Origin of the sequence: Methylocystis sp. (assembly GCF_051061225.1) — a bacterium.
In the GTDB taxonomy this organism is placed as follows: domain Bacteria; phylum Pseudomonadota; class Alphaproteobacteria; order Rhizobiales; family Beijerinckiaceae; genus Methylocystis.
This window is the reverse complement of the sequence record NZ_JBPFEB010000105.1, coordinates 1-20,624: the sequence shown is the minus strand read 5'-3', so window position 1 is coordinate 20,624 and position 20,624 is coordinate 1. Positions and strand designations below refer to the sequence as shown.

Below are 20,624 nucleotides of genomic sequence, written 5' to 3'. Positions count from 1 at the left end.
CGCAACGCCAATCCGCGTCCCTATAAATGGAAGGCGAAAGGCGAGGCTATCCTCGAAAAAATCCATCGGGCCCGCGCGGCGCTCGACAAAGCCCACGCCGCTTGAGTTTTTGGGCGGCAATTGAGAGTCAGGACACTAGCGGTTACGCAGCACGGCTTGCTCGGCCCGGAGACAGTGGCGCCGATCGATTTGAGCTTCCTGGCGGATAATGTGCTCCTGCTGCGCTATTTCGAGACAGAGGGGACGATTAGAAAGGCCTTGTCCATGGTCAAGAAGCGTAGCGGACGGCACGAGCACACCATCCGTGAGTTTATCGTGCAATCAGGAGGCGTCCAGGTTGGCGCGCCGTTGTCGAACTTTACAGGCGTGCTCACCGGAACGCCCGTCTATCAAGGCGCCGCCAAGAGCATGGAGGCATAGATGGACGCGAGCGCCATGACGCACGCCCATGGCGACGCCAAAGATTTCCGGCTTCTGATCCTGGCGCCGCATGGCCGCGACGCCGCTCTTGCAGAGCAAGCGCTCCTCCGTTCCGGTCTCCTCCCGGAGACCTGCGCAGACTTCGAAGCGCTTCGCCGCGAGATTAAAGTCGGGGCCGGCGCCGTGCTGATCGCGGAAGAGGCGATCCCCGTCTACGATGTCCGGGAGCCGAAGGCCTTGTTCGGTGATGAACCTCCCTGGTCGTCGCTTCCAATCATCGTGCTCCTGCGCAACTCTTCCTCGTATCGGCATTTCAGAGCGCTGCGCTCTCTGGAGCGTCGCCCGAATATCACGTTCCTTGAACGCCCGGTCCCCAGACGCACATTCGTCAGCACACTGCATGCCGCGCTTGAAGCGCGCCGGCTCCAATACGATATCCGCGACGCGCTTGACGCCGCAAAAGCAGCCAGCCGCAAAAAGGACGAGTTTCTCGCGACGCTTGCACATGAGCTTCGCAATCCTTTAGCGCCCATCCGCAACGCCGTTTACGTACTCAGGGAACGAAACAGGGATGATCCAGCTTCCGACAAGAATTTAAAAGCACACGCACTCATCTCGATGGTTGGCCGGCAGGTCGACCACTTGGTCCGGCTGGTCGATGACCTTCTGGAAGTTTCTCGCATTACCACGGGAAAGGTCACCCTCAGAAAGGAACATGTCGCTCTCGCCACCTGCATCAATGAAGCCGTCGCTATCAGCCAGCCGCTCATTGAGACGCAGCAACATGAACTCATCATCTCGCTTGGCGACCAGCGGCTCGCCGTGCATGGGGATCCTGTGCGTCTGGCTCAAGTGTTCGCCAACCTCATGAATAACTCCGCAAAATACACTCCCCCGGGCGGCCGCATCGAGGTTTCGATGCGTCAAGAAGGGGGACAGGCCGTCGTCAGCGTTCGGGATAACGGCATGGGTATTCTCATGGGCATGCTGCCCCAGGTATTCGATCTTTTCTCGCAGTCTTATCGGGCGAGGGGCCGCGACCAGGGGGGACTTGGCATCGGCCTGGCGCTGGTTCGCAGCCTTGTAGAGATGCACGGGGGCCGCGTTGAGGCTCATAGCGACGGCGCAGGGCAAGGAAGTGAATTTGTCGTGTTTCTTCCTTTGGTCGCCTCCGCATTGGAGAGATCTGAGGCAGAGCCCGTTGCCTTAAACGCGCAGGCCCTGGGTCGTGTGTTGGTCGTTGACGACGAAAAGGACATCGCCGACAGCTTGGCCATGCTGCTGGAGACTCTCGGCGCTGAGGTGTGCGTCGCCTATGCCGGAATGGAAGCGGTTTCCGCCACAGCTCGCTTCCGGCCCAGGGTGGCCTTCATCGACATCGGCATGCCGATAATGGACGGTTGCGAGACTGCGCGCCGAATCAGATCCTTGAACGACGGAAAGGATGTTGTTCTTGTAGCGCTAAGCGGATGGGGCAGCAAAGATGACCGTCGGGGCACCCAGCGAGCGGGATTCGACCATCACTTCGTCAAGCCAATCAGCCTGGAGACATTGCGCAGCATTTTTCCTCGGCCCGCCGGGTGACTCGTTTGCGGGAGGAACGAAGGCCCTCGGTGACCCCCCTGCTGAGATTCGGCGCGGCAATGGTTGAGAGTGCGGCCAGGAATGAGCGGGCGGAGAGCTCATCTGGATGGAACCCACCCGCCGCGCGTCGAGAATCGGGGGCGTCATCCCCTCACGGTCCAGGGTTTTCCAGGAGCAATTCACTTGAGGCCGATTGCCGCATATACAGGCGACCAATTGCTCGCTATATTGACTCCATCAAGATCTTTCGGCCTGACGACTTCGCTCTGCTCCTTCAGGAGCCTTCGACGCCATCTTCCAAACATCTCGATCGACCCGGCCCCGCGCACGCGGGCCCTCTCCGAACATGCTTGGAGACAAAAATGGCTACTGGTACAGTGAAATGGTTCAACGCCCAAAAGGGCTTTGGCTTCATTCAGCCGGAAGATGGCGGCGCAGACGTGTTTGTCCATATCAGCGCTGTCGAGCGAGCTGGCCTTTCCGGCCTGCACGAAGGCCAGAGGATCAGCTACGAGGCGATGGTTGATCGTCGCAGCGGCAAATTCTCGGCTGAAGAGCTAAAAGCGGCGTAAGCTCTGTTTCCTACGCTATAAGAAAACGCCCTGACCGTGAATGTGCGGCAGGGCGTTTTTGTTTGGATTCCAACCACCCGCCGTTGCGCCCGGCGTCCCACCTGGCGCCCGCGAGGCCCGCCGCCACACCGTAGGCAGCCGGGGCTGCTGCGCCGCGCGATCCGCAGCCGGCTGCCGGAACATTCATCTGGCCTGCCTCAAGCGCCCCGCTTCCGTGCACATCTCGCCTTAGAACCCCAGAAAGAAACGCAGCATTTCGCGAGAAGCATCGGGCCCGCGCTGCTCCGTGTGTGATCCTTCGAGCGAGCCCCCACACCATGCATGACCCAAGCCGTCGACAACCCAGTATTCCAGCTGAACGCCTCTCGCATTTGTGACGAGCGTACGATGGTATTGAAGCCCGTTGGATGTCCCCGGCCGCGTCGTTTCCTCGTAACTCCCCGAAATCGCGGCCCGCGCTTCGAGCACAATGCGTTCCGCATTCTTCGGATGCACCTTCGTGTCAGACGCCCCGTGAAAAATAATGGTGCGCGTTCGATCCCGCTTGGGACGTGGGCCGCAGTCTTGTGCTTTCCCGCTCATTGCCATGAAGGCTGACGCTTGATCCCTGGCGACTCCATAGGCAAGGCCCGAATGGATGCCTGCGGCGGCGAAAAGGTCCGGATACGTCACACTCATCACGTCGGCCATCGCGCCGCCGGCTGAGAGGCCGGCCACGAAGACGCGCTGGTGATCCAGGTTCATTTCCGAGATCAGGGAGCGAGTCAGACCGGCAATGATGCTGGGTTCTCCCAAGTCGCGGAGCTGATGCGATTCATTGAACCAATTCCAACAGCCGAGCTGGTTGGCGGTGATCGGCTGCTCAGGATAAGCGACGACAAACCCGTGCTCCTCCGCCAGTCCGTTCATCCCTGTCCCCACCGCGAAGTCATCGGAATTCTGCGTGCAGCCGTGAAGCAGGATGATCAACGGAGCCTTGGCGGCGCGCATTCTGCTCGGCACATAGACCTTATAAGGTCGGGTCCCCGCGTGGCACGCAAAGCTTCGCGATAGATAGGAGGCCCCCTCCGGAACATGCACAACCGGTCTTTTGCCAAGCTTCGCCAGGGCTTGCGGAGTTAGATCGAGGTTTGGGAGCTCACCGCGTCGCAGGCGCGCAAGCGACTCTGCGAGCGGCATCCGCAACTGTCTTATGGGGCCTTCTGCCTTGGGTGCGTCGCAGGCGGTCGCTTCGATTCTCGGCGCCTCGGGGGTCGGCCGGTTTCCGGCTGTCGGTGGCGAGGGCGTTGTCGAGGATCCGCCGGAGAGGGTCTCCAACAGCAAGCGTGTCGCCTCCGCGGGGTTTTGCTCGCGGGTGAGCCTCATTGCCTCTTTCATTGCAGCGCCGGGGAGGATTTGCATTGATCAACACCTGTTTTTGTGGAGAGCAGCGCTCAGCCCGTTCGGTCCGCCAGCGCAGCCTTTACCGAAGCACTCGCCTGAAGCGCCCCGAGCACCGTAATCGCTTCGATCGCCTCTCTCGCGAGCTCGGGTGTGACGTCGTCGGCGATGACGGCGAGCCCGACGACCTGTATGCGCAGTTTGCGGCCCGCGGCTTTGGCGGCCTCGAGCTCATCACGCGTGACTTTCCTTAAGCCGAGCTCCAGCGTATTGCGGGCGATGGACTGCTTGACCGCTTCCGAGTGGTCGGCCAGCTGGTTGCGGATCGCGGTGCGGATGAAGTCCGTGCGATTTGAATAGAAACCTTCCCGGACGAGAAGGTCGATATGGCCAAGATCGACGTAGCCGAGATTTATCGTAATCTTCTCGGTATCGCCTGCCTTCTCACGCGACTTGTCGCCGGAAACCATCCGAACACCCTCCAGATGGATGGTAAATGGACTCGGCGAGCTTCCCTTTCAAGGGTCGAGAGTTTCCGCCGCATGGATGCGGTCCATGCGGAAACTCGCCGCGCGAGGGCTGCCGAGCCACCTGATAGCTGTGATGGCCGAGCAGACTGCCATGTGGTTCAATCACCCGCTCTGGGGCGCCGTAATGGGCAGAATTCGCGATGAAGGGCGAGGAGGTAAAGCTCCACCATATTGGAATGAGCGTAGGCTCGATCCAAGATGCGCCCGCAGCTGAGGTCATAGGACGACAGCGTATGCGCCAACGTCCATAGGCGTGCAGGACTTTTCTCTGGCCGATGCTTCACTACTTCCTCATCGAAATGCTTCGTCACGAGGCGTAAGGAGGCAAATGGGGTTCGCCGGGGAACTCGCCCAATCCGTCGACGCACGAGCCGAAGCCTTGGCGGAGTGGTGGGAAACCCAGAGCAGGCAAGATGATGGTCGCCGTTGCCCTCTTTAGGGGGCGGGAGGCCTGTGTAACCAGTCCTTTTGACTTTCGCCGGAATTTAGCAAGATTGGCGCCCCGTCATATCCTGGTTGGCCCGGCAATGTCTGCATCAAGAAAGATCGACGCCCTCCTGGCGCTGCGAAGCGACGGCAAGCTCCTTATCGGACGCGACCGTATCAAGGTTCTCGAGGCCGTCGCCGAGCACAAGAGCATTTCAAAAGCCGCGAAGGCGGTTGGCTTCAGCTACAAGGCAGCCTGGGACGCCGTGGCTGCGATCAACAATCTGCTCCCGAGCCCAGCCTTCGTCACCAAGGCCGGCGGCAGGAGCGGCGGCGGCGCCGAAGTGACGCCTGAAGGGCTGAAGCTGATCGAGACGTTCCATAAATTGGAAGAGCGCCTGTCCCAGATCTCCTCAATGATTGCGGAGGAAGGGCTGGAGGGGTCGGATGATTTCCCGCTCCTCGGTCTCGGGCTCCGCATCTCGGCGCGCAATGTGTTTCGCGCCGAGGTTGTGTCGGTCAAGAAATGGCCGGTAGACGTTGAGGTGACGCTCAGGATCTCGGACGAGCACAACATCTACTCGGTAATAACCAATGAGGCGACCGCGGATCTCGGCCTTCAGCCGGGTCGGAAAGTAATCGCTCTGGTCAAGTCCTCATTCGTGGAACTGGTTCCGTTGGCTCGATCACCGGATGACTCCCGCAATCTCTTCAGGGGCCTTGTTTCGCGCCGCACCGATGCGGAACGCAACTGCGAATTGCTGATCGACATCGGCGCCGGAAAGACCATGACAGCCGTCGTGCGGCGCCGCCTCGTCGAGGAGATGGGCCTGGAGCAAGGAAGCCCCGTGACAGTCCGTTTCGCCGCGGAAGACGTGATTCTCGCCGCCGACTGACCCGGTGTTGCGATGACATTTACGCTATGGGACTGGGCAAGCTTGACCGCCTATCTCTCGCTCCCCCCTGATTTCGATCAAGCACTGTCCAAGCTACAGATCGCGCAGGCGCTGAAAAGCTTAATGCGGCAATGAGCCATGCTGATGCGTATACGCGCAGCGTGTCTGGACACGCTGTGACGAACAGCAGCATCCGTTTGGGTGGAGCAGCGCCATCCATCGACCCAGAAAAACTCAGCCGGGATGCGCGCGATCGCATACGTGCTCAGGAGGCTACAGCTGAGCGATAAACCGCGAGCCTGACATGGGACCGCGCCCTCCTGTCCGAACTCGGCTCATGAAGAACGTCGAACCGCCTTGATCGCAGCCATCGGTCGTCCCGAGCGTTCGGCAATCTCACGATCCTGAGCTTCGATGACGTGGCGCGCGGGCTCGTCGCCGTCCATTCCATCGAGAATATCTTTGGGAACACGGCGATTTGAACGCTGGCTCCCGTCGTCATAGACGACGTCGAAGAGCACGAATTCGCTCTTCGAACCGGGTTTACGGGCCATGGTCAGGCTCCACTGTCGATTACGACTTTATCGTTGAAGGACCCAATATGAAGCTGGTCGCCACGAGCGTCAGCCTACCAAAGCTGTCGGGGCCGGCGGGGCGGGGCGAGGCTTGTCGTGGCGGGCGTCTCGCTTCGGCATTGGGACGAGTCCCTCCCGCTGCGCCTGCTTGCGGGCGAGCTTGCGCGCGCGCCGAATGGCTTCAGCTTTCTCGCGGGTGCGCTTTTCCGACGGCTTCTCGTAGGCGCGACGTCGCTTCATCTCCCGAAAGACGCCTTCACGCTGCATCTTTTTCTTCAGCACACGAAGCGCCTGATCGACATTGTTGTCGCGAACCAGAACCTGCAAGAGATTTCCGATCGAAAGGAGTCGCACGGCTTGCGCGGCGCATGGCGCGCGACCACTCGTGCATCGTTGAATCCGACTCGAAGCCAAAGCTCCGAAAATCCGGATTTGCGGGAGGATCTCAGGGCGGGGAAGGATAACGCATTCGACCATCGTAGCCCTGTTCTCCTCTCTTAAGGTAATACGCGGCTGGACGCCAGCGGAATCGTCTCGATAAAAATCAGTCGCCATGCCGGGAGAAAACAGGCGCCTGACGCCCGGTGGTCTCGATTCGACTTTCATTGGCGCGGCTTTTGCCTCAGGGAGGACGGCGGTCGCCTATAGCCGACATTCTTCGGCTTGCACCCGAGCGCATGGGCGGATTTCCGTCGGAAAGAGACGCTGCGCTCCTTCATTCGCGCCCGAAGAATGTGTGACTGGCAAGATTTCGACAATCGGGCGACATTTGCCCGCCTTCAATTGAGCCAGGCGAAAGGCGAGCGCCTTCCGCCCTTTGTCCTCCTCGCGGAACCCGGACTCTCCGCCGCGGAACAACGCATCTGTTCGGAAACATGGATGCAGGGGCGACTGGCGGCGGCCGCGGAGTGTCGGACAAAACTCGCTTTTCAATTTGCTCCCTGGGGTGGATGCCGCACGAAAATAAGGCTCGGCTATCTCTCCAATGATTTTCACGACCATGCCACGGTGCTCTTGCTCGTTGAAGCGCTCGAGGCTCATGACGACACCCGTTTTGAGCTTCACGCGTATTCCTATGGCAAGGATGACGGCAAGCAGATGCGCCCCAGGTTGCGACGCGTATTCGATCAATTCAATGACATCGGCCAGCTCTCGGACGAAGAGGCGGCGCGCGCCATCCATAGGGACGGAATCGACATTCTTATCGACCTTAAGGGTTTTACCCGAGAGACACGGACGTCGATCCTCGCATTGCGACCCGCGCCAGTACAGGTGAATTATCTCGGCTACCCGGGAACTCTCGGACCGGGCCTATGCGACTATATCATCACCGATGATTTCTGCACGCCCGCGGGCGCTGCTCGGGATTTTTCTGAATCGTTCGCCACTCTCCCGCATTCTTACCAGCCGCCAGGATCTCGTGATCCGATCGTTCTCGCCCCTAGTCGGGCCGCGACAGGCCTCCCAGAAGAGGGTTTCGTCTTCTGTTGCTTCAATCAGGCATATAAATTCACGCCCGCCATCTTCGACGTCTGGTGTCGCCTGCTCCAATGCGTGCCTGGAAGCGTTCTTTGGCTTCTCGCGACTGACGAGGCCGAAGGCAATCTACGCAGCGAGGCCTGGAAGCGTGGCGTCGATGCGTCCCGACTCATTTTCGCTGGCGAGCTGCCGCATGCCGAACACCTCGGGCGGCTTCAACTTGCGGATCTCGTGCTGGATACCGCGCCTTATGGCGCCCATACGACCGCCAGCGACGCTCTTTGGGCCTGCGTCCCGGTCATTACCTGCCCCGGCGCGACATTTCCGTCGCGCGTCGCCGGCAGCCTGCTTCGTGCCGCCGGTCTCCCCGAGATGGTGGTTGAGGACCAGGACGACTATTTCGAACTGGCCTTCGCGCTTGCGACGGATACGGACAGATTGGGAGAACTGCGTCGAACGCTCGCAGGGAACCGCCTGAGCGCGCCCCTGTTCGATGTTAAAGCCTATAGTCTTGCCCTCGAATCGCTATATGCGATGATGTGGGAACGGTTTCGGCTGGGATTGCCCCCGGCTGCGGTCAGAGCATCCGCAATCGTATGAAAGCGACTCTGGCTGCCTCTCGATCGAGAGGTCGCCTGAGGCCGGGCGGGTCAAGAGCCTTTCAAGCCCCCGCATCGGCGTCAGTCAAGTCGCCGTCAGCGTCATCAGTATGTCCGCATACCAGGCGCAATTGAGACCAAGCGCCTCGTCCAGATTTATGTCGCGTGAGCCGACGTCCAGCCGGGATGAGTGAACACCCAGCAGGCGCCACGGAAGAAAATCTGCATTCGCTCCGCCTTCGGACAGGCGCATCACCACGGGCGCTCCACTCGTGCCACGATGGGTGCGGGCGTCGGTCAGGAAATAGCCATGTCCTTGAAAGCGGAGACCGAACGACGACGCGACGACCGCCTGGCGCACGACCGGCATGTGATGCAAGGTGTCGTGGAATCCAAGTGGAAATCCGACGATCAGCAGCGACGCTCCGATCTCGATATGCTCGTCCGGGGTCGGGAGGTTGGTCGGGTTGAAAGCGCGGTAAACCGTCGGCTCTGGCAATGCTGAAAGGTCAATCTCGATAACGGCGACGTCGATCCCTCCGCCTGCGTCGACGCCTTGGCGCCAGACTGCCTTGCCCTGCTGATATAGCGGGATCGAAAACCCCGAGGATTTCGTCATGTTCTCGGGGTCGGTGTGAAGTTCAATCTCGACGCGGTCAGGCAGGTGATGGTTCGGTTCGTCTATCACCACATGTCTGCTGGTCACGAGGTACAGACGTCCGTCTCGCTCGAAGAAAAAGCCGCTTGCATTCGTCAGCAGCTGATGTTGCCGGAACGTGCAGATCCTCGCCATGGTCAGCAAAAGAGAGTCGATCAGCGCTGGTCCCCTTTCCTGTCGGCAGTCGGCAGCGAGACGCCTTCTTCATCGGCCGTCGTTCTCGAAACGGGTTGAAACACTTCAGCTAAGTCTCGATTGACCGCATTTAACCTCACGACAGCGGAAGGCGCAACAGATCCGCCTCATCGTTGCCCTAGTGCCGCGCCGTTCCGACTGCGATTGCAATTTCAGAATATTGCTCTATGTTCAAATGATCAGTTCCGGCCAGACAATCTTGCTCCCTCTCTCCCCTCTGGCGAGTCTGGCTTGTGCTTCCTCTCCAGAACAACGATTTATCGCGGCGGCTACGGAGTAACGCTCGTAACCGGCGGTCGCCTGGCCGAGGCCCATGGCCGCCATAGCCGGCCGCGCGCGACGGTCAGAAGCGTGTTGTCACCAAGATGCGAGGGTCGGGCGCGCTTCGGAGCGAAGCCCAAGGCGGAGGAGGCGACTTATGGACGCGAATGATTATCACCTCGAGGCGTCCCTGTATTACGCCAAGAGCGCGAGCTCGAGGCGGAAGGCCCTTGTCTTCCGCCGCTTTACGAGAGCTGCCGAAGCAATACGGTTCGCGGTTGAGGAACTCACGCCGAAACTTCTGGACGGCTGCACGCTCGAAGTCAACGAGGCGCATTACTTCGGTCGTGAGATTCGTCCTCTCTACGATGACAATGTCTTTCCGCTGCGTCGTCGTCTATCCGAGAGGAAGCCGAGGCCTCCGGGGCCCGCGGGCAATGCATGAGATGCGCTGTTCGAGCGCGCCCGATGATCGCCTCGCGACGTTCGATCAGTGAATGCGCCTCGAGCCGGGCGAAATCCCGATGAGCGCCGCGTTTTCGTTCTTGAGCAATTGCTTTCTGGAGAATGAATGCCATGACTCGTGTGATCTTCTTTGAATCTGCCGCTTACCCTCATTGCGCTTCACAGAAAGCGCGACTGACTGCAATGGGTCATGATGTCGAGAGCTTCGATTTGATCAAAGAGCCCTGGAGTGTATCCAGCTTGCGTCCGTTCTTCGGTTCGAAGCCCGTTCATGAGTGGTTCGATCCTCTGGCGAGTCGCGTTGTTTCGGGGGAGATCGATCCGGGATGCATCACGCCACAATCGGCTCTGGTTCAGATGATTCTCGATCCCGAGCTAATCAACGGGCCGCTCATTCGTATTGGCAATCATTGTGAAGCGGGCGTGAACGCCGACGCGGATCTCGGCATGTTCCGAGGGGATGCCGAGCGCTGACAGGTCGGATGGCGCTTGTCCTTCGCACGACGTGGCGCTGCGATCATTCTCCCGAACCCAGCCAGTGAGCGGCAAGCCATCGAGTGTTGATTACGAGTAAGAACGCGTTATGGAATGTCTTGAACTCTACGAACTGGTTCTCTGAGGCGGCACAAGCCAACCCTATGAGCCCGAACGCGGCAGTTTCGAGGAAACTCGGGACGGAGCGGGCCGCGTGCTGGCCCTCATTGAAGATCGCGCCTCCCGTCCCGCCATCATCTACGGTCCGCAGAATTTCGAAAGGACCATTCGATAGGACAGCCTTACTTGTTGGGGAGGTCTTCGTCGGATTGAGACCCCTTACGGGCGCTGTTCGACGTAGCGCGCCGCCGACCGCCGCCAACACGCCTCACGGACATGCTGCCCTCTCCATCGCGGATCGACGTCCAGGCCATAGCGACATGGCTTTTCGGGAAGAACGAGACAATGCAGATAAACTGCTTCCCGCCCATGCGTGACGCTATGGCGCGCCAGAGGGCTGAATTCATCGCTTGTTTTCGAGCAGTTCATAGCCTATGTATCGAGTGTAGGTCGCAGTTCTGATGATGCTCTTGCGCTCGGCTTATTTTTTACTCACAGCAGGCGTATCCATCGGAGAAAACCAATGAACAATGAAGCAACTGCCACCACTTCCCGTCTCAAGGGCCTGATCTGGGTCGTCGGCGTCGTCGCAGCGATATTTACCTTGATCTCCCTCGCGCCGGTGATTTCGCACCTCGGCTGACGCTGAGAGGCACGATAATTAGCCGCCCAGCGACCAGCTCGGCGGCTTTTTCTGTTTGAACCCCGCTTTGTTTCCCGTTGCCTCGTCCCGGCAACGGCTCTTCCCGCATTCCATGCCCCGAACTCGTTAGCGCGACGCTAACGCGCATGTGCGCCGGCGTGATTGCCAATGGAAGCGGCGCATAATCGACGAGGGAAGCCCTTCCGGCTCTACTTGGCAAGCTTGATCTGGCCAGCGCGCCAGCTTTTGTCGAAGAATGACGGCAGCGAACTGTAGAGACGTGGCTCCGGGAGCGTGAGGTCGACCGAGCCCTTTAGCGTGGACGCAGTCTCGCGGAGCGGGTGGAATGGCGCCCGGGAAGGTGACGTCGCGCTTCCGTAACTGGAGCCCGTCGGACCGGATTCTTGGGTCTGCAAATCGCCGATAGCATTGCCCGCAGGCCGATCGCAGCCAGATAATCTTCCGGGTTTCACCGGTTGGCGATGATCCGAAGCTGAACTGTCTCAAGCGCTGGCGACACCGCGCGCGCGATTCCGGGGTTAAGGAGAGCATCATGAAAGTCCTGATGGTCCTCACATCCCACGACCAGCTCGGCGACACGGGGCGCAAGACGGGCTTCTGGCTTGAGGAACTCGCCGCCCCTTATTTCGTCTTCAAGGATGCCGGCGCGCAGATAACTCTCGCCTCGCCGAAGGGCGGCCGACCGCCGTTCGATCCCAAGAGCAACGAGCCGGCTTTCCAGACCGAGGTCACCCGTCGCTTCGAGAAGGATGCGGACGCCAACGCGCAGCTCGACAGCACGGTTCGTCTCGGCAGCATCAAGCAGGAGGACTACGACACGGTCTTCTACCCCGGTGGTCATGGGCCGCTGTGGGATCTCGCCGAGGACGAAGACTCGATCCGGCTGCTTGAATCCTTCCTGCGCGCAGGCAAGACCGTCGCTCTCGTCTGCCACTCGTCCGGCGCGCTGCGCCACGTCAAAGCCCCGAACGGTAAGCCGATCGTAGAGGGCAAGACGGTCACCGGATTCACCGATGGCGAGGAGGAAGAGGTCGGGCTGACGCAGGTCGTACCCTTCCTAGTCGAGGACGAATTGATGAAGCTTGGCGCCACCTTTTCCAAGGTCAGGAACTGGGGTGTGCACACGGTCGCCGACGGTCAGCTCATCACTGGGCAAAATCCCGCCTCGTCCGGCCCGGCTGCCCGTCTTCTGCTCGATACCCTGAAGCAGACACAGGGCGTTTGAAAATCACACGCGCCAGGCGGCGCGATTTTGGGAACGCAACGGCCTCGACCATCGCCCGGAAGAGAATTTGGGCAAAATCTCGCGGGCCTTCTATGATCGTTGCGTGGCGCCTCTTCCTCAGAACCTGTCGCCTCAACGATTGCGGCGACGGGAATTGCTGGAAGGAATTTCGACGGTCGCCTTGTCACCTATGAGTTCGGAGAGCTCGATACGCTCGTCCCGGCCTACGCACCAGATCCACAAGAGTCGCAGGGGTCGGAATATCCCGCTGTCGTCATCCCAGTCTTACGCCGAGATGAGCGCCTCACGCCGGATGCACTACAGCGACCGTTTTCCCAATAGCGGCGCGCCGTCTGGCATATCCCGAGACGCCTGATGCGCTGCGACCTAATCATCGACCGAGAGAATCCTCCTTGACTGCGAAGGTCCGATTCTCCAAAGGCGTCAATTTGTCTGAATTACTTCATTTTGTTTCATCTCCAGCTTGCGGTCGTCATGCGCTCGACAAGACCGACGCGTTTGGCACATAAAAGACGGAATCCAACTGACCCATCCGGCCTTGATTGTGGCGGCCAGCTTTTTGAGGTTCTCATCAGGCGGCAGATTCGACACATAGTATTTTTGCTCGCCCGTCGACCGGCGTTCGCCGATGAGCCAGACCTCCTTGCCCGTCATGCGCTGCACACGCTGGTCACGCACAGCCAGCTAAGGCCGCTCCCCCTGTTCTTTGTCGCGATGGTGCGCCTATCGGCTACTTACTTCGCCAGCAGGTTCATGGTCGAGAAGCGGCGCTCATCACCCGCCTCGGTACTGCCGCTGACAGCCGCCCAGGTAAAGGTGTCGCCGGTCGGCGAGAGGTAGTTCGTGTAGACCCCGTTAGAGTAGGTCGTCGTCGCGATGCACCCATTGACGGTGTACGTGCCGTTGACGAGCGTTCCGGCGGACCCTGCGGTCTGCTGCAGGCTGATGATCTTACCCTTGCCATCATAATATTCCATGCCGGCAGACGCGGACTTCTCGCTGAAGCCGGAGTAGACGTAGGTGCCGTGCAGGGTCTCAAGGTTGCACAGCGAGACAGCGCCGCCAGCCGACGCAGTCGCAACGCTGCCAATGAACGCAAGACCGAACGCAGCGGACGCCAGAATGATATTCTTCATAGAGATGTCCTTTATTAACCAAGTTCCCAGACAAGGAGGCTACGCGAGCTTAAGCCAGTCTGTCAAAGGTGAGACGCAAGCGGACGGTCGAGATCGCCGAGGCGGTCGGCGTTAGCAGGGCCGGCACATACAGGGTGCTCGCCGGTAGCCCCACAGATGGGGCCTAGGAGGCCATAGGACGCCTGCTGGTAGCGGTTGCAGGAGTGTCGGCTACTCGTTGATTTCCACTGAGAGTTGACCCAAATTTTACTGAGAAGTGACCCTGGTTGTCGTTGCGGCGCTCGCTTTGAACCGGAAGCTATCGCTCCCGGCTTCGACGATATGACAGTGATGGGTCAGGCGATCCAGCAAGGCGATTGTCATTTTCGGGTCCCTGAAGACGCCTGCCCATTCGCTAAAGCTGAGATTTGTGGTGACGACGACGCTGGCGCGCTCGCAAAGTTTGCTCAGCAAGTGAAAGAGCAAGGCGCCCCCGGATGCGCTGAACGGAAAGTAGCCATGTTCGTCCAGGATCACGAGGTCGCAGCGAACCAACCGCTCGGCAACCTGATCAACTACTTGCAGGTCGAGGCGATGATCGAAAAGCGTGGAGTCGAATTCAACCCCGACGCTCAATTGCTGGGTGAACATTGCCTGGGTCACGCCGTTGGCGCGCACAGCCGGGCATAAACTGGCTCGCCCCCGTCGGAGCCGCGCAACGCCTAAAATGCTGGGATTATGAAAAAGACGACGAGACAAGGCTGGCTAAGATTTATACGTCATTACCGATTTCGCTCATTCCCGAGGCAGGGTTCCCGTGAGTCATATGTGGATGCCCCTTTGGCGAGGCGTTTTGCCGGGATGTGCGCCTTGCAGCGACTTCGCCGGCCATGAGCGCCGGAACAAATGCGGGCGGCCTCTGCCCTCCCACGCGCCTCCCTTCGCGGTGTGAAGGGTTGCTAAGGCGAAGCCCTAGGTTGATGCACGAACTGTACAGGACTGCGTGAATTTCGTCCCGGAACCCCCAGCTCAGTCGGGCCGGTTGTAGACCCACAGGCCGATTGGCGCGAGGACAAACTCCAGCGCGGCATAGAAGAGCAGAAGAGGCGGCGGCAGGCCGTCGATGGCGAAGCTGATCAGACGGCCCGAGACGAGGCCCGCACAGAAAATCACCGTTGTCAGAACGGCAACGCGGCGATAGCGCGCGTCGAACGCCGCATAGAACCAGAACAGGCCCAAAGCGACATAGAGGCCCATGATGGCCCGCAGGATATGCGCGCATCCGACGCCGATATTGGCGACGCCGAGGAAGGTTTGAGCGAACCATGCCGGCGCGACGCCGTAGAGCAGCGCAATTGCCGAAACGGACACAAAGGCGAAGACGAGATAAAATTTCTTGATTTGCATTGCGCGCCCCCCAGAGGAGCCCCCTGCCCAACGCGACGCCGGTTCCTCGCACCCAGCCTGGCGCCCCCCCTCCGCGAGCTTTCGTCGCCCGAAAGCTCGCGGAGGGGCGTCACGTCAATTCGCTTTCCCCCGCGTCACCGCCTCCATGACGCGATCTAGATTGAAGCTTCCGGGCTTCTGGCGCGGGGGAAACTCCTTGAAGCTCTGAAGCCATTGCCCGACGTAACCCGCCGCTGGCGCGATTGCGAACATTCGGTCGACATACCAGCGCTGATAGCCCATCGCGTTCTCTTCTTCGGCGCGCTCGAACGGGTCCATACGGAGATTGGTCAGCAACGGGGCGCGCAGCTCTTCGAACGGGTGCTGCCAGACCTTCAGGCCGAGCGCGTCCTGCTTGAGGAAGGTCACCTTCCAATTGTTGTAACGCAGCGCCGCGACGGAGCCGTCATCCGTCCAGTAGATGAACTCCTTGCGCGGCCAACCCGCATCACCCTTCAGAGCCGGCAGGAGATTGTAGCCGTCGAGATGGACCTTGAAGTTTCGCCCGTTGACGCGCTTTCCCTTGAGGAGTTCGTCCTTGACCTCGGGATCGCCTGCCGCCGCGAGGAGCGTTGTGGCCATGTCCTCATGCGCAGCAACGTCGTTGACCACGGCGCCCGGCTTGATCACGCCCGGCCACCGGATGACGGTTGGAACGCGGTAACCGCCCTCCCAATTGGTGTTCTTCTCGCCGCGGAACATGGTCGTTCCGCCATCGGGCCAGGTGAAGGTTTCAGCGCCATTGTCGGTCGAATACATCACGATAGTGTTGTCTTCGATTCCGAGCTCTTTCAGCTTCGCGAGCAATTCGCCGACCATGCCGTCATGCTCGACCATGCCGTCGGCATAGACACCGAGGCCGGTCTTGCCCTCCGAAGCCGGCTTTAGATGGGTGAAGATATGCATACGGGTGGAGTTCCACCAAATGAAGAAGGGCTTGTCGTCCTTCACCGCCTTGTCCATGAAGGCGAGCGCCGCCTGGGTGACTTCCTCGTCGACCGTCTCCATGCGCTTGCGCGTCAGAGGTCCCGTGTCTTCGATCTTACCGCCAGCGAAGCTGTGAATCACTCCGCGCGGGCCGAACTTCTTCTTGAAGTCCGGGTTGTTCGGATAGTCAGGATTCTCGGGCTCTTCCTCGGCATTGAGATGATAAAGATTTCCGAAGAATTCATCGAAGCCGTGATTGGTCGGCAGCATTTCGTCGCGGTCGCCGAGATGGTTCTTGCCGAACTGGCCCGTCACATAGCCGAGCGGCTTCAGGAGCTCCGCAATCGTCGGGTCTTCCTTCTTCATGCCCTCGGGCGCACCGGGAAGACCAACCTTGGTGAGGCCCGTGCGGATCGGAGATTGGCCGGTGATGAACGCGGCCCGTCCCGCCGTGCAGCTCTGCTGACCATACCAGTCGGTGAAAAGCGCGCCTTCCTGCGCGATCTTGTCGATGTTGGGCGTCCGGTAGCCCATCATCCCGCGGTTATAGGCACTGACGTTGAACTGGCCGATATCATCGCCCCAGATGACCAGAATATTGGGCTTCTTGCCCTGCCCCGGAGCGGCCTCAGCCGGAAGAGCAATCATCAGCATCGCGCCGACGCCGAGCGTCAGCCGCCAGAACAGGCTCCAAGTCATCAACCGCCCCCTGAAAAAACAATGCGCTGGTCGACATGACGCGCTTGCGTGACTCCAATCGCTCGATAACAATGACAGCCTGTGTTCACATCGTCCAATATCGTGTAGGGTATGACTCGATAACACCAAAGATATAACCGAGCGCTCCTGCTGATGACTTTGCAGTCTTTCCGTCATCTGGAAATGGTGTGCGCCCTCGCGGAGCATCGTCATTTCGGACGCGCGGCGAAGGAGCTGGGGGTCTCACAACCGTCCCTCACACGTAGTCTGAAACTTCTCGAAGACGCTCTAGGCGTGCGCCTGTTCGAACGGCACGATGGCGTGACGCCGACGCTGTTCGGAAGGCTCGTCATCGAAAGAGGAGACGCCCTTCTCAACGGCTACTCCGAGCTTCTGCGTGAGATCGCTCTGTTGAAAGGGCTGGAGGTCGGCGAATTAACCCTTGCCGCCGGTCCCTTCCCGGCTGCGATTTCAGCACAGAAAGCCGTGGGGCGCCTCACGGCCCGCCATCCGGGACTGTTGCTCCAGTTGACGACGACGGACTGGACGCGCGTGGTCGACGACATCGCACAGGCACGCGCCGACCTCGGGCTGGCGGATATCTCGGAAGCCGCGCAACATCCGGAACTCGAAACACAACTCATCCGTGACTCGCGCCTGCATTTTTATTGCCGCAGCGGGCATCCATTGGCGCGACGGTCCTCACTCTTGATCGAAGACCTGATGCAATATCCCTGGGTGGGTCCGACAGCGCCGGGGCGCCTCCGTCAGGCCATGCCGCAGGCGGACATGCCCTTCGGCTTCCTCAGTGATGAGAATAACCGCTTCCGGCCACGGGTGATCGTCGACACCGTGCAAGCGGCGCGAGACGTGGTTCTGGCGAGCGATAGCCTGTCTGTCTCCCTTCCTTCGCTCATCGGGGAAGAGCTGAAACATCGCCTGTGCGTCCTGTTGCCAATCGATCTGCCATGGATGCGATTGAATTATGGCTTCGTTTGGAAGCGAGGCCGCACACATTCGCCCGCCGCCGAAGCCTTGATGCGGATGATCGCCGACGTCGAACAAGAGACGCCGCCTTGATGCACCTGCTCGAACGCCGCGCATGGCGTATTGTCAGCCCCGTTGCGTTTTCCGTTCGTCGGCTCTCGGCCTGCTCGGACAGGAAGGTCGGCCTCATGTCGTTCCTATCTGGCCTTTGCGTCATGCTCCTCATTCTTGGCGCGCGCCTCTCCGGCGCGGAGGCGCAGACGTCTGCGCCGACGTTCGTAAGCTCGGCGGCTTGCGCGTCCTGTCACAACAGCGAGCATTCGGACTGGTTGGCGTCCCAGCATTACGCCGCAATGCAGGAACCAAAAGAAAGCGCCGTGCTCGGCCGCTTCGATGGAGCGGTCTTCCGCAAAGGCGGGGTCGAGACGGTTTTTTTCGAACGCGACGCCAAATATTTCATTCGTTCGGAGGGGTCGGACGGCGCCACGGCGGATTTCGAGGTGAGATATGTCTTCGGGGTCTATCCGCTCCAACAATATCTGCTTGAATTGCCGGGCGGGCGGCTTCAGGCGTTTGGCGTCGCCTGGGATGCGCGCCCTGCTTCCGAGGGCGGGCAGCGGTGGTTCGATCTCTATCCCGACCGCAAGCTCGCGGCGGGCGATCCGCTGCACTGGACCGGGATCGACCAGAACTGGAACTATCAATGCGCCTGGTGCCATTCCACCAATCTTCGAAAGAATTACGACGCTAACGCGAACGCCTACGCCACGACCTTCTCTGAACTCAGCGTGGGCTGCGAAGCGTGCCACGGCCCGGCGTCGCGCCATGTCGCATGGGCGGGGAAGCCTTCCCCTCCTCCGCCGCATTACGGTTTCGATGTCGGCTTCGATCAGCGGGCTGGGGTTTCCTGGCAGGCGGGCGCCGGCGCGACCGCGACGCGAAGCGGGCCCCCGACGAGCGACAGGGAGGCGCGCGTCTGCGCCGGTTGTCATGCGCGGCGCCAGCAATTCTCCGACGACCCCGTTGCGGCGGCGCGGTTCTACGACGCCTTTCGGCCCGTGACCCTCGAAGCCGGACTCTATCATCCCGATGGCCAGCAGCGTGACGAGGTCTATAATTTCGGCTCGTTCCTGCAAAGCCGCATGCACGCCGCCGGCGTGACATGTTCGGATTGCCATAATCCGCATTCCGGCAAGCTGCGACTCGCGGGCAACGCGCTTTGCGGGCAATGTCATTCCCCCCGGGTCTTCGATCAGGCGAGCCATCATCATCACGCGGCGGATTCGCAAGGCGCGCAATGCGTCAACTGCCACATGCCGGTGACGGTCTATATGGGCGTCGATGCGCGACGTGATCATTCCATGCGCATCCCGCGCCCGGATCGCACAGCCGCGATGGCGACGCCGAACGCCTGCAACCAGTGTCATGACGAGAAAAGCGCGGCGTGGGCGATGGAGTCGGTCAGCTCATGGGGCATGGGCGGCAAGCCCGGCGCGCAGGGCTTCGCCGAGGCCTTCCATCTCGCCGACAGCGGGGCGCCCGGCGCCGGGAGGGCTCTCGCGCGGATTGTCGAGGACAGGACGCAATCAGTGATCGCTCGCGCCAGCGCGCTTCACCGGCTGAGTCAGTCGCCGACGGTCGGCACGCTGTCTCTCGCAAGCGACGCTCTGTCTGACCCCGACCCGATGGTGCGCTCAGCCGCTGCCGCGGTTCTCTCCGGTGCCGATGCCGCGACCAAGCGGAAGGCCCTGATCCCCTTGCTGAGCGACGAAGCACGTGCGTTGCGCATGGAGGCGGCCCGCGCGCTGGTGGGCGAAGCCGAAGCGGATCTCGAGCCAGCGGCGCGTCGCGCGTTCGAAAAGGCGCTCGCGGAATATGAGGCTGGCCAACTCTTCAACGCGGAGCGGCCGGAGTCACAGGCCAATCTCGGCGCTTTTCACCTCGCGCGCGGCAAGATCGAAGCGGCGCGGGCGGCCTATGAGACGGCGCTCGCGCTCGACCGCAGCTTTGCTCCAGCCGCCATTTCGCTCGCGGAAATCGCCCGCGCCAGCGGCGACGAAAAGGCGGCCGAAGCGACGCTACGCCGTTCATTGGCGCAAAATCCCAATTCCGGCCCGCTCGCCCATGCACTTGGCCTGAGCCTCGTTCGCCAGAAGCGATTGCCCGAGGCGATGGAAAGTCTCGGAAAGGCCGTCGCCTTGTCGCCCGACGATGCGCGCTTCGCTTATGTCTTTGGCGTCGCACAGCACGACACGGGCGCACCGGACAAGGCGCGGGAGACGCTTTCGGCAGCGCTGTCGCGTCATCCCTTCGACCACGACATTCTCACGACGCTCACAACTTACGAAATGGAGGCGGGCGATATTGCCGGCGCGGCCGGACACGCTGAGCGGCTGTCGCAACTCGCACCGGAAGACGACGAAATTCGTCGCTTCATTGCTGCCGTCCGCGACATGGCGGCGCGTGCGCGTCGTTGATCTGACGACGCTGACTCTCATGGCCTATGTGACGGGTGGTCTCGCCCATGGGGGCGCCCACATCTCGCGCGCGGCGTCCCATGGCCTGCGGCCGGGATTGCTGCTCACCGCAAATCCGCCGGGTCTGTCTTCTTCTGTTCATGTCCGATAATGTGCGCCTTTTGTAGCAGTCTCTATTTCACAGTAGTTGCGATCTATGCTTCCTTGCAGGGGAAAGGCATGGGAAAGAAACTGGCCTTTGTTCTCGGATTCGAGTCGGAGAATTCACGTCGCGGCACGGCCGCTGATTGGCCTTGCCCGCGTTCGGCGTCTCCCATAGCCGAGCAATTATGCGACGAGCCTTTCTCTTTCAACAAGTCGCATTTTCTCGAATTCCATCGGACTGAGATATCCGAGAGTCGAATGAAGCCGCCGGCAGTTGTAGAACCG

At 60.6% G+C, this 20,624-nt stretch carries 21 protein-coding genes and 2 pseudogenes; 12 read left to right on the top strand and 11 right to left on the bottom strand.

What is annotated here, in order from left to right:
• Window positions 1-174 precede the first annotated feature (174 nt).
• The 3 genes from ACR652_RS18415 (at window position 175) to ACR652_RS18405 (ending at window position 2,576) form a co-directional block, all read left to right on the top strand.
• Window positions 175-420, top strand: coding sequence for a hypothetical protein (locus ACR652_RS18415; RefSeq protein WP_434507925.1), 246 nt, complete (start codon window positions 175-177; stop codon window positions 418-420).
• The gene (locus tag ACR652_RS18410; protein ID WP_434507924.1) at window positions 421-2,004 is read left to right on the top strand and encodes a hybrid sensor histidine kinase/response regulator; all 1,584 of its coding nucleotides are present in this window, start codon (window positions 421-423) and stop codon (window positions 2,002-2,004) included.
• A gap of 362 nt (window positions 2,005-2,366) precedes the next feature.
• Window positions 2,367-2,576 (top strand): cold-shock protein, encoded by a 210-nt coding sequence (locus ACR652_RS18405; protein ID WP_434507928.1) that lies wholly within the window; start codon window positions 2,367-2,369, stop codon window positions 2,574-2,576.
• A 228-nt stretch (window positions 2,577-2,804) separates the two neighbouring features.
• Here ACR652_RS18405 and ACR652_RS18400 read toward each other — a convergent pair whose 3' ends face one another.
• Window positions 2,805-3,755 carry an extracellular catalytic domain type 1 short-chain-length polyhydroxyalkanoate depolymerase gene (locus ACR652_RS18400; RefSeq protein ID WP_434507927.1) on the bottom strand — a complete coding sequence of 317 codons (951 nt, stop codon included), beginning with the start codon at window positions 3,753-3,755 and terminating at the stop codon, window positions 2,805-2,807.
• A gap of 254 nt (window positions 3,756-4,009) precedes the next feature.
• Window positions 4,010-4,426 carry a CopG family transcriptional regulator gene (locus tag ACR652_RS18395; protein ID WP_434507923.1) on the bottom strand — a complete coding sequence of 139 codons (417 nt, stop codon included), beginning with the start codon at window positions 4,424-4,426 and terminating at the stop codon, window positions 4,010-4,012.
• Window positions 4,427-5,013: 587 nt separating this feature from the next.
• On the opposite strand from ACR652_RS18395, the gene ACR652_RS18390 reads away from it, so the two are divergent.
• The gene (locus tag ACR652_RS18390) at window positions 5,014-5,808 is read left to right on the top strand and encodes a TOBE domain-containing protein (RefSeq protein WP_434507922.1); all 795 of its coding nucleotides are present in this window, start codon (window positions 5,014-5,016) and stop codon (window positions 5,806-5,808) included.
• Window positions 5,809-6,143: 335 nt separating this feature from the next.
• Here ACR652_RS18390 and ACR652_RS18385 read toward each other — a convergent pair whose 3' ends face one another.
• Both ACR652_RS18385 and rpsU read right to left on the bottom strand, forming a co-directional pair.
• Window positions 6,144-6,362 carry a hypothetical protein gene (locus ACR652_RS18385; RefSeq protein WP_434507921.1) on the bottom strand — a complete coding sequence of 73 codons (219 nt, stop codon included), beginning with the start codon at window positions 6,360-6,362 and terminating at the stop codon, window positions 6,144-6,146.
• A gap of 69 nt (window positions 6,363-6,431) precedes the next feature.
• Entirely contained in the window at window positions 6,432-6,710 is a 279-nt protein-coding gene (gene rpsU / locus ACR652_RS18380; protein WP_434507920.1) for a 30S ribosomal protein S21, read from the bottom strand.
• A gap of 405 nt (window positions 6,711-7,115) precedes the next feature.
• On the opposite strand from rpsU, the gene ACR652_RS18375 reads away from it, so the two are divergent.
• A complete protein-coding gene (locus ACR652_RS18375) occupies window positions 7,116-8,462 on the top strand; it encodes a UDP-N-acetylglucosamine-peptide N-acetylglucosaminyltransferase (RefSeq protein ID WP_434507919.1) in 1,347 nt (448 codons plus the stop codon).
• Window positions 8,463-8,546: 84 nt separating this feature from the next.
• Here the strand turns inward: ACR652_RS18375 and ACR652_RS18370 are convergent, their stop codons facing one another.
• Window positions 8,547-9,254 (bottom strand): S1 family peptidase, encoded by a 708-nt coding sequence (locus ACR652_RS18370; protein ID WP_434507926.1) that lies wholly within the window; start codon window positions 9,252-9,254, stop codon window positions 8,547-8,549.
• A gap of 478 nt (window positions 9,255-9,732) precedes the next feature.
• Here ACR652_RS18370 and ACR652_RS18365 point away from each other — a divergent pair, with 478 nt between their 5' ends.
• The 4 genes and pseudogenes from ACR652_RS18365 to ACR652_RS18350 form a co-directional block, all read left to right on the top strand.
• Complete coding sequence (locus tag ACR652_RS18365; RefSeq protein ID WP_434507918.1) at window positions 9,733-10,020, top strand: hypothetical protein; 288 nt, start codon at window positions 9,733-9,735, stop codon at window positions 10,018-10,020.
• 131 nt (window positions 10,021-10,151) lie between these two features.
• On the top strand, window positions 10,152-10,514 hold the full coding sequence (locus ACR652_RS18360) for a hypothetical protein (protein WP_434507917.1): 363 nt from the start codon (window positions 10,152-10,154) through the stop codon (window positions 10,512-10,514).
• A 1,316-nt stretch (window positions 10,515-11,830) separates the two neighbouring features.
• On the top strand, window positions 11,831-12,523 hold the full coding sequence (locus tag ACR652_RS18355; protein ID WP_434507916.1) for a type 1 glutamine amidotransferase domain-containing protein: 693 nt from the start codon (window positions 11,831-11,833) through the stop codon (window positions 12,521-12,523).
• Between the two features lie 165 nt (window positions 12,524-12,688).
• Window positions 12,689-12,811, top strand: a pseudogene (locus ACR652_RS18350) (recombinase RecD); the annotation flags it as partial.
• Window positions 12,812-12,967: 156 nt separating this feature from the next.
• Here ACR652_RS18350 and ACR652_RS18345 read toward each other — a convergent pair.
• From ACR652_RS18345 to ACR652_RS18325, 5 genes and pseudogenes are all read right to left on the bottom strand, one after another.
• Window positions 12,968-13,198 carry a hypothetical protein gene (locus ACR652_RS18345; protein WP_434507929.1) on the bottom strand — a complete coding sequence of 77 codons (231 nt, stop codon included), beginning with the start codon at window positions 13,196-13,198 and terminating at the stop codon, window positions 12,968-12,970.
• A gap of 80 nt (window positions 13,199-13,278) precedes the next feature.
• Window positions 13,279-13,680 carry a hypothetical protein gene (locus tag ACR652_RS18340; protein ID WP_434507915.1) on the bottom strand — a complete coding sequence of 134 codons (402 nt, stop codon included), beginning with the start codon at window positions 13,678-13,680 and terminating at the stop codon, window positions 13,279-13,281.
• A gap of 246 nt (window positions 13,681-13,926) precedes the next feature.
• A pseudogene (locus ACR652_RS18335) lies at window positions 13,927-14,229 on the bottom strand (ATP-binding protein); the annotation flags it as partial.
• A 459-nt stretch (window positions 14,230-14,688) separates the two neighbouring features.
• The gene (locus ACR652_RS18330; RefSeq protein WP_434507914.1) at window positions 14,689-15,066 is read right to left on the bottom strand and encodes a DUF4345 domain-containing protein; all 378 of its coding nucleotides are present in this window, start codon (window positions 15,064-15,066) and stop codon (window positions 14,689-14,691) included.
• A 114-nt stretch (window positions 15,067-15,180) separates the two neighbouring features.
• Complete coding sequence (locus tag ACR652_RS18325; protein ID WP_434507913.1) at window positions 15,181-16,731, bottom strand: arylsulfatase; 1,551 nt, start codon at window positions 16,729-16,731, stop codon at window positions 15,181-15,183.
• 153 nt (window positions 16,732-16,884) lie between these two features.
• Here ACR652_RS18325 and ACR652_RS18320 point away from each other — a divergent pair, with 153 nt between their 5' ends.
• From ACR652_RS18320 to ACR652_RS18310, 3 genes are all read left to right on the top strand, one after another.
• Complete coding sequence (locus ACR652_RS18320) at window positions 16,885-17,811, top strand: LysR family transcriptional regulator (RefSeq protein WP_434507912.1); 927 nt, start codon at window positions 16,885-16,887, stop codon at window positions 17,809-17,811.
• Between the two features lie 95 nt (window positions 17,812-17,906).
• The gene (locus ACR652_RS18315) at window positions 17,907-20,195 is read left to right on the top strand and encodes a tetratricopeptide repeat protein (protein ID WP_434507911.1); all 2,289 of its coding nucleotides are present in this window, start codon (window positions 17,907-17,909) and stop codon (window positions 20,193-20,195) included.
• The gene (locus tag ACR652_RS18310; RefSeq protein ID WP_434507910.1) at window positions 20,182-20,346 is read left to right on the top strand and encodes a hypothetical protein; all 165 of its coding nucleotides are present in this window, start codon (window positions 20,182-20,184) and stop codon (window positions 20,344-20,346) included. The genes ACR652_RS18315 and ACR652_RS18310 overlap by 14 nt, the downstream gene beginning before the upstream one ends.
• A 176-nt stretch (window positions 20,347-20,522) precedes the next feature.
• Here the strand turns inward: ACR652_RS18310 and ACR652_RS18305 are convergent.
• The coding region (locus tag ACR652_RS18305) for an IS3 family transposase (protein ID WP_434507882.1) at window positions 20,523-20,624 on the bottom strand (102 nt) is incomplete at its 5' end.

What these genes read in the sequence shown, in the direction of transcription:
- ACR652_RS18410 (WP_434507924.1), top strand. Translation starts at nt 421, where the DNA reads ATGGACGCGAGCGCCATGACGCACGCCCATGGCGACGCCAAAGATTTC.
- ACR652_RS18405 (WP_434507928.1), top strand. Translation starts at nt 2,367, where the DNA reads ATGGCTACTGGTACAGTGAAATGGTTCAACGCCCAAAAGGGCTTTGGC.
- ACR652_RS18400 (WP_434507927.1), bottom strand. Translation starts at nt 3,755, where the DNA reads ATGCCGCTCGCAGAGTCGCTTGCGCGCCTGCGACGCGGTGAGCTCCCA.
- ACR652_RS18395 (WP_434507923.1), bottom strand. Translation starts at nt 4,426, where the DNA reads ATGGTTTCCGGCGACAAGTCGCGTGAGAAGGCAGGCGATACCGAGAAG.
- ACR652_RS18390 (WP_434507922.1), top strand. Translation starts at nt 5,014, where the DNA reads ATGTCTGCATCAAGAAAGATCGACGCCCTCCTGGCGCTGCGAAGCGAC.
- ACR652_RS18385 (WP_434507921.1), bottom strand. Translation starts at nt 6,362, where the DNA reads ATGGCCCGTAAACCCGGTTCGAAGAGCGAATTCGTGCTCTTCGACGTC.
- ACR652_RS18375 (WP_434507919.1), top strand. Translation starts at nt 7,116, where the DNA reads ATGTGTGACTGGCAAGATTTCGACAATCGGGCGACATTTGCCCGCCTT.
- ACR652_RS18370 (WP_434507926.1), bottom strand. Translation starts at nt 9,254, where the DNA reads ATGGCGAGGATCTGCACGTTCCGGCAACATCAGCTGCTGACGAATGCA.
- ACR652_RS18365 (WP_434507918.1), top strand. Translation starts at nt 9,733, where the DNA reads ATGGACGCGAATGATTATCACCTCGAGGCGTCCCTGTATTACGCCAAG.
- ACR652_RS18360 (WP_434507917.1), top strand. Translation starts at nt 10,152, where the DNA reads ATGACTCGTGTGATCTTCTTTGAATCTGCCGCTTACCCTCATTGCGCT.
- ACR652_RS18355 (WP_434507916.1), top strand. Translation starts at nt 11,831, where the DNA reads ATGAAAGTCCTGATGGTCCTCACATCCCACGACCAGCTCGGCGACACG.
- ACR652_RS18345 (WP_434507929.1), bottom strand. Translation starts at nt 13,198, where the DNA reads ATGACGGGCAAGGAGGTCTGGCTCATCGGCGAACGCCGGTCGACGGGC.
- ACR652_RS18340 (WP_434507915.1), bottom strand. Translation starts at nt 13,680, where the DNA reads ATGAAGAATATCATTCTGGCGTCCGCTGCGTTCGGTCTTGCGTTCATT.
- ACR652_RS18330 (WP_434507914.1), bottom strand. Translation starts at nt 15,066, where the DNA reads ATGCAAATCAAGAAATTTTATCTCGTCTTCGCCTTTGTGTCCGTTTCG.
- ACR652_RS18325 (WP_434507913.1), bottom strand. Translation starts at nt 16,731, where the DNA reads ATGACTTGGAGCCTGTTCTGGCGGCTGACGCTCGGCGTCGGCGCGATG.
- ACR652_RS18320 (WP_434507912.1), top strand. Translation starts at nt 16,885, where the DNA reads ATGACTTTGCAGTCTTTCCGTCATCTGGAAATGGTGTGCGCCCTCGCG.
- ACR652_RS18315 (WP_434507911.1), top strand. Translation starts at nt 17,907, where the DNA reads ATGTCGTTCCTATCTGGCCTTTGCGTCATGCTCCTCATTCTTGGCGCG.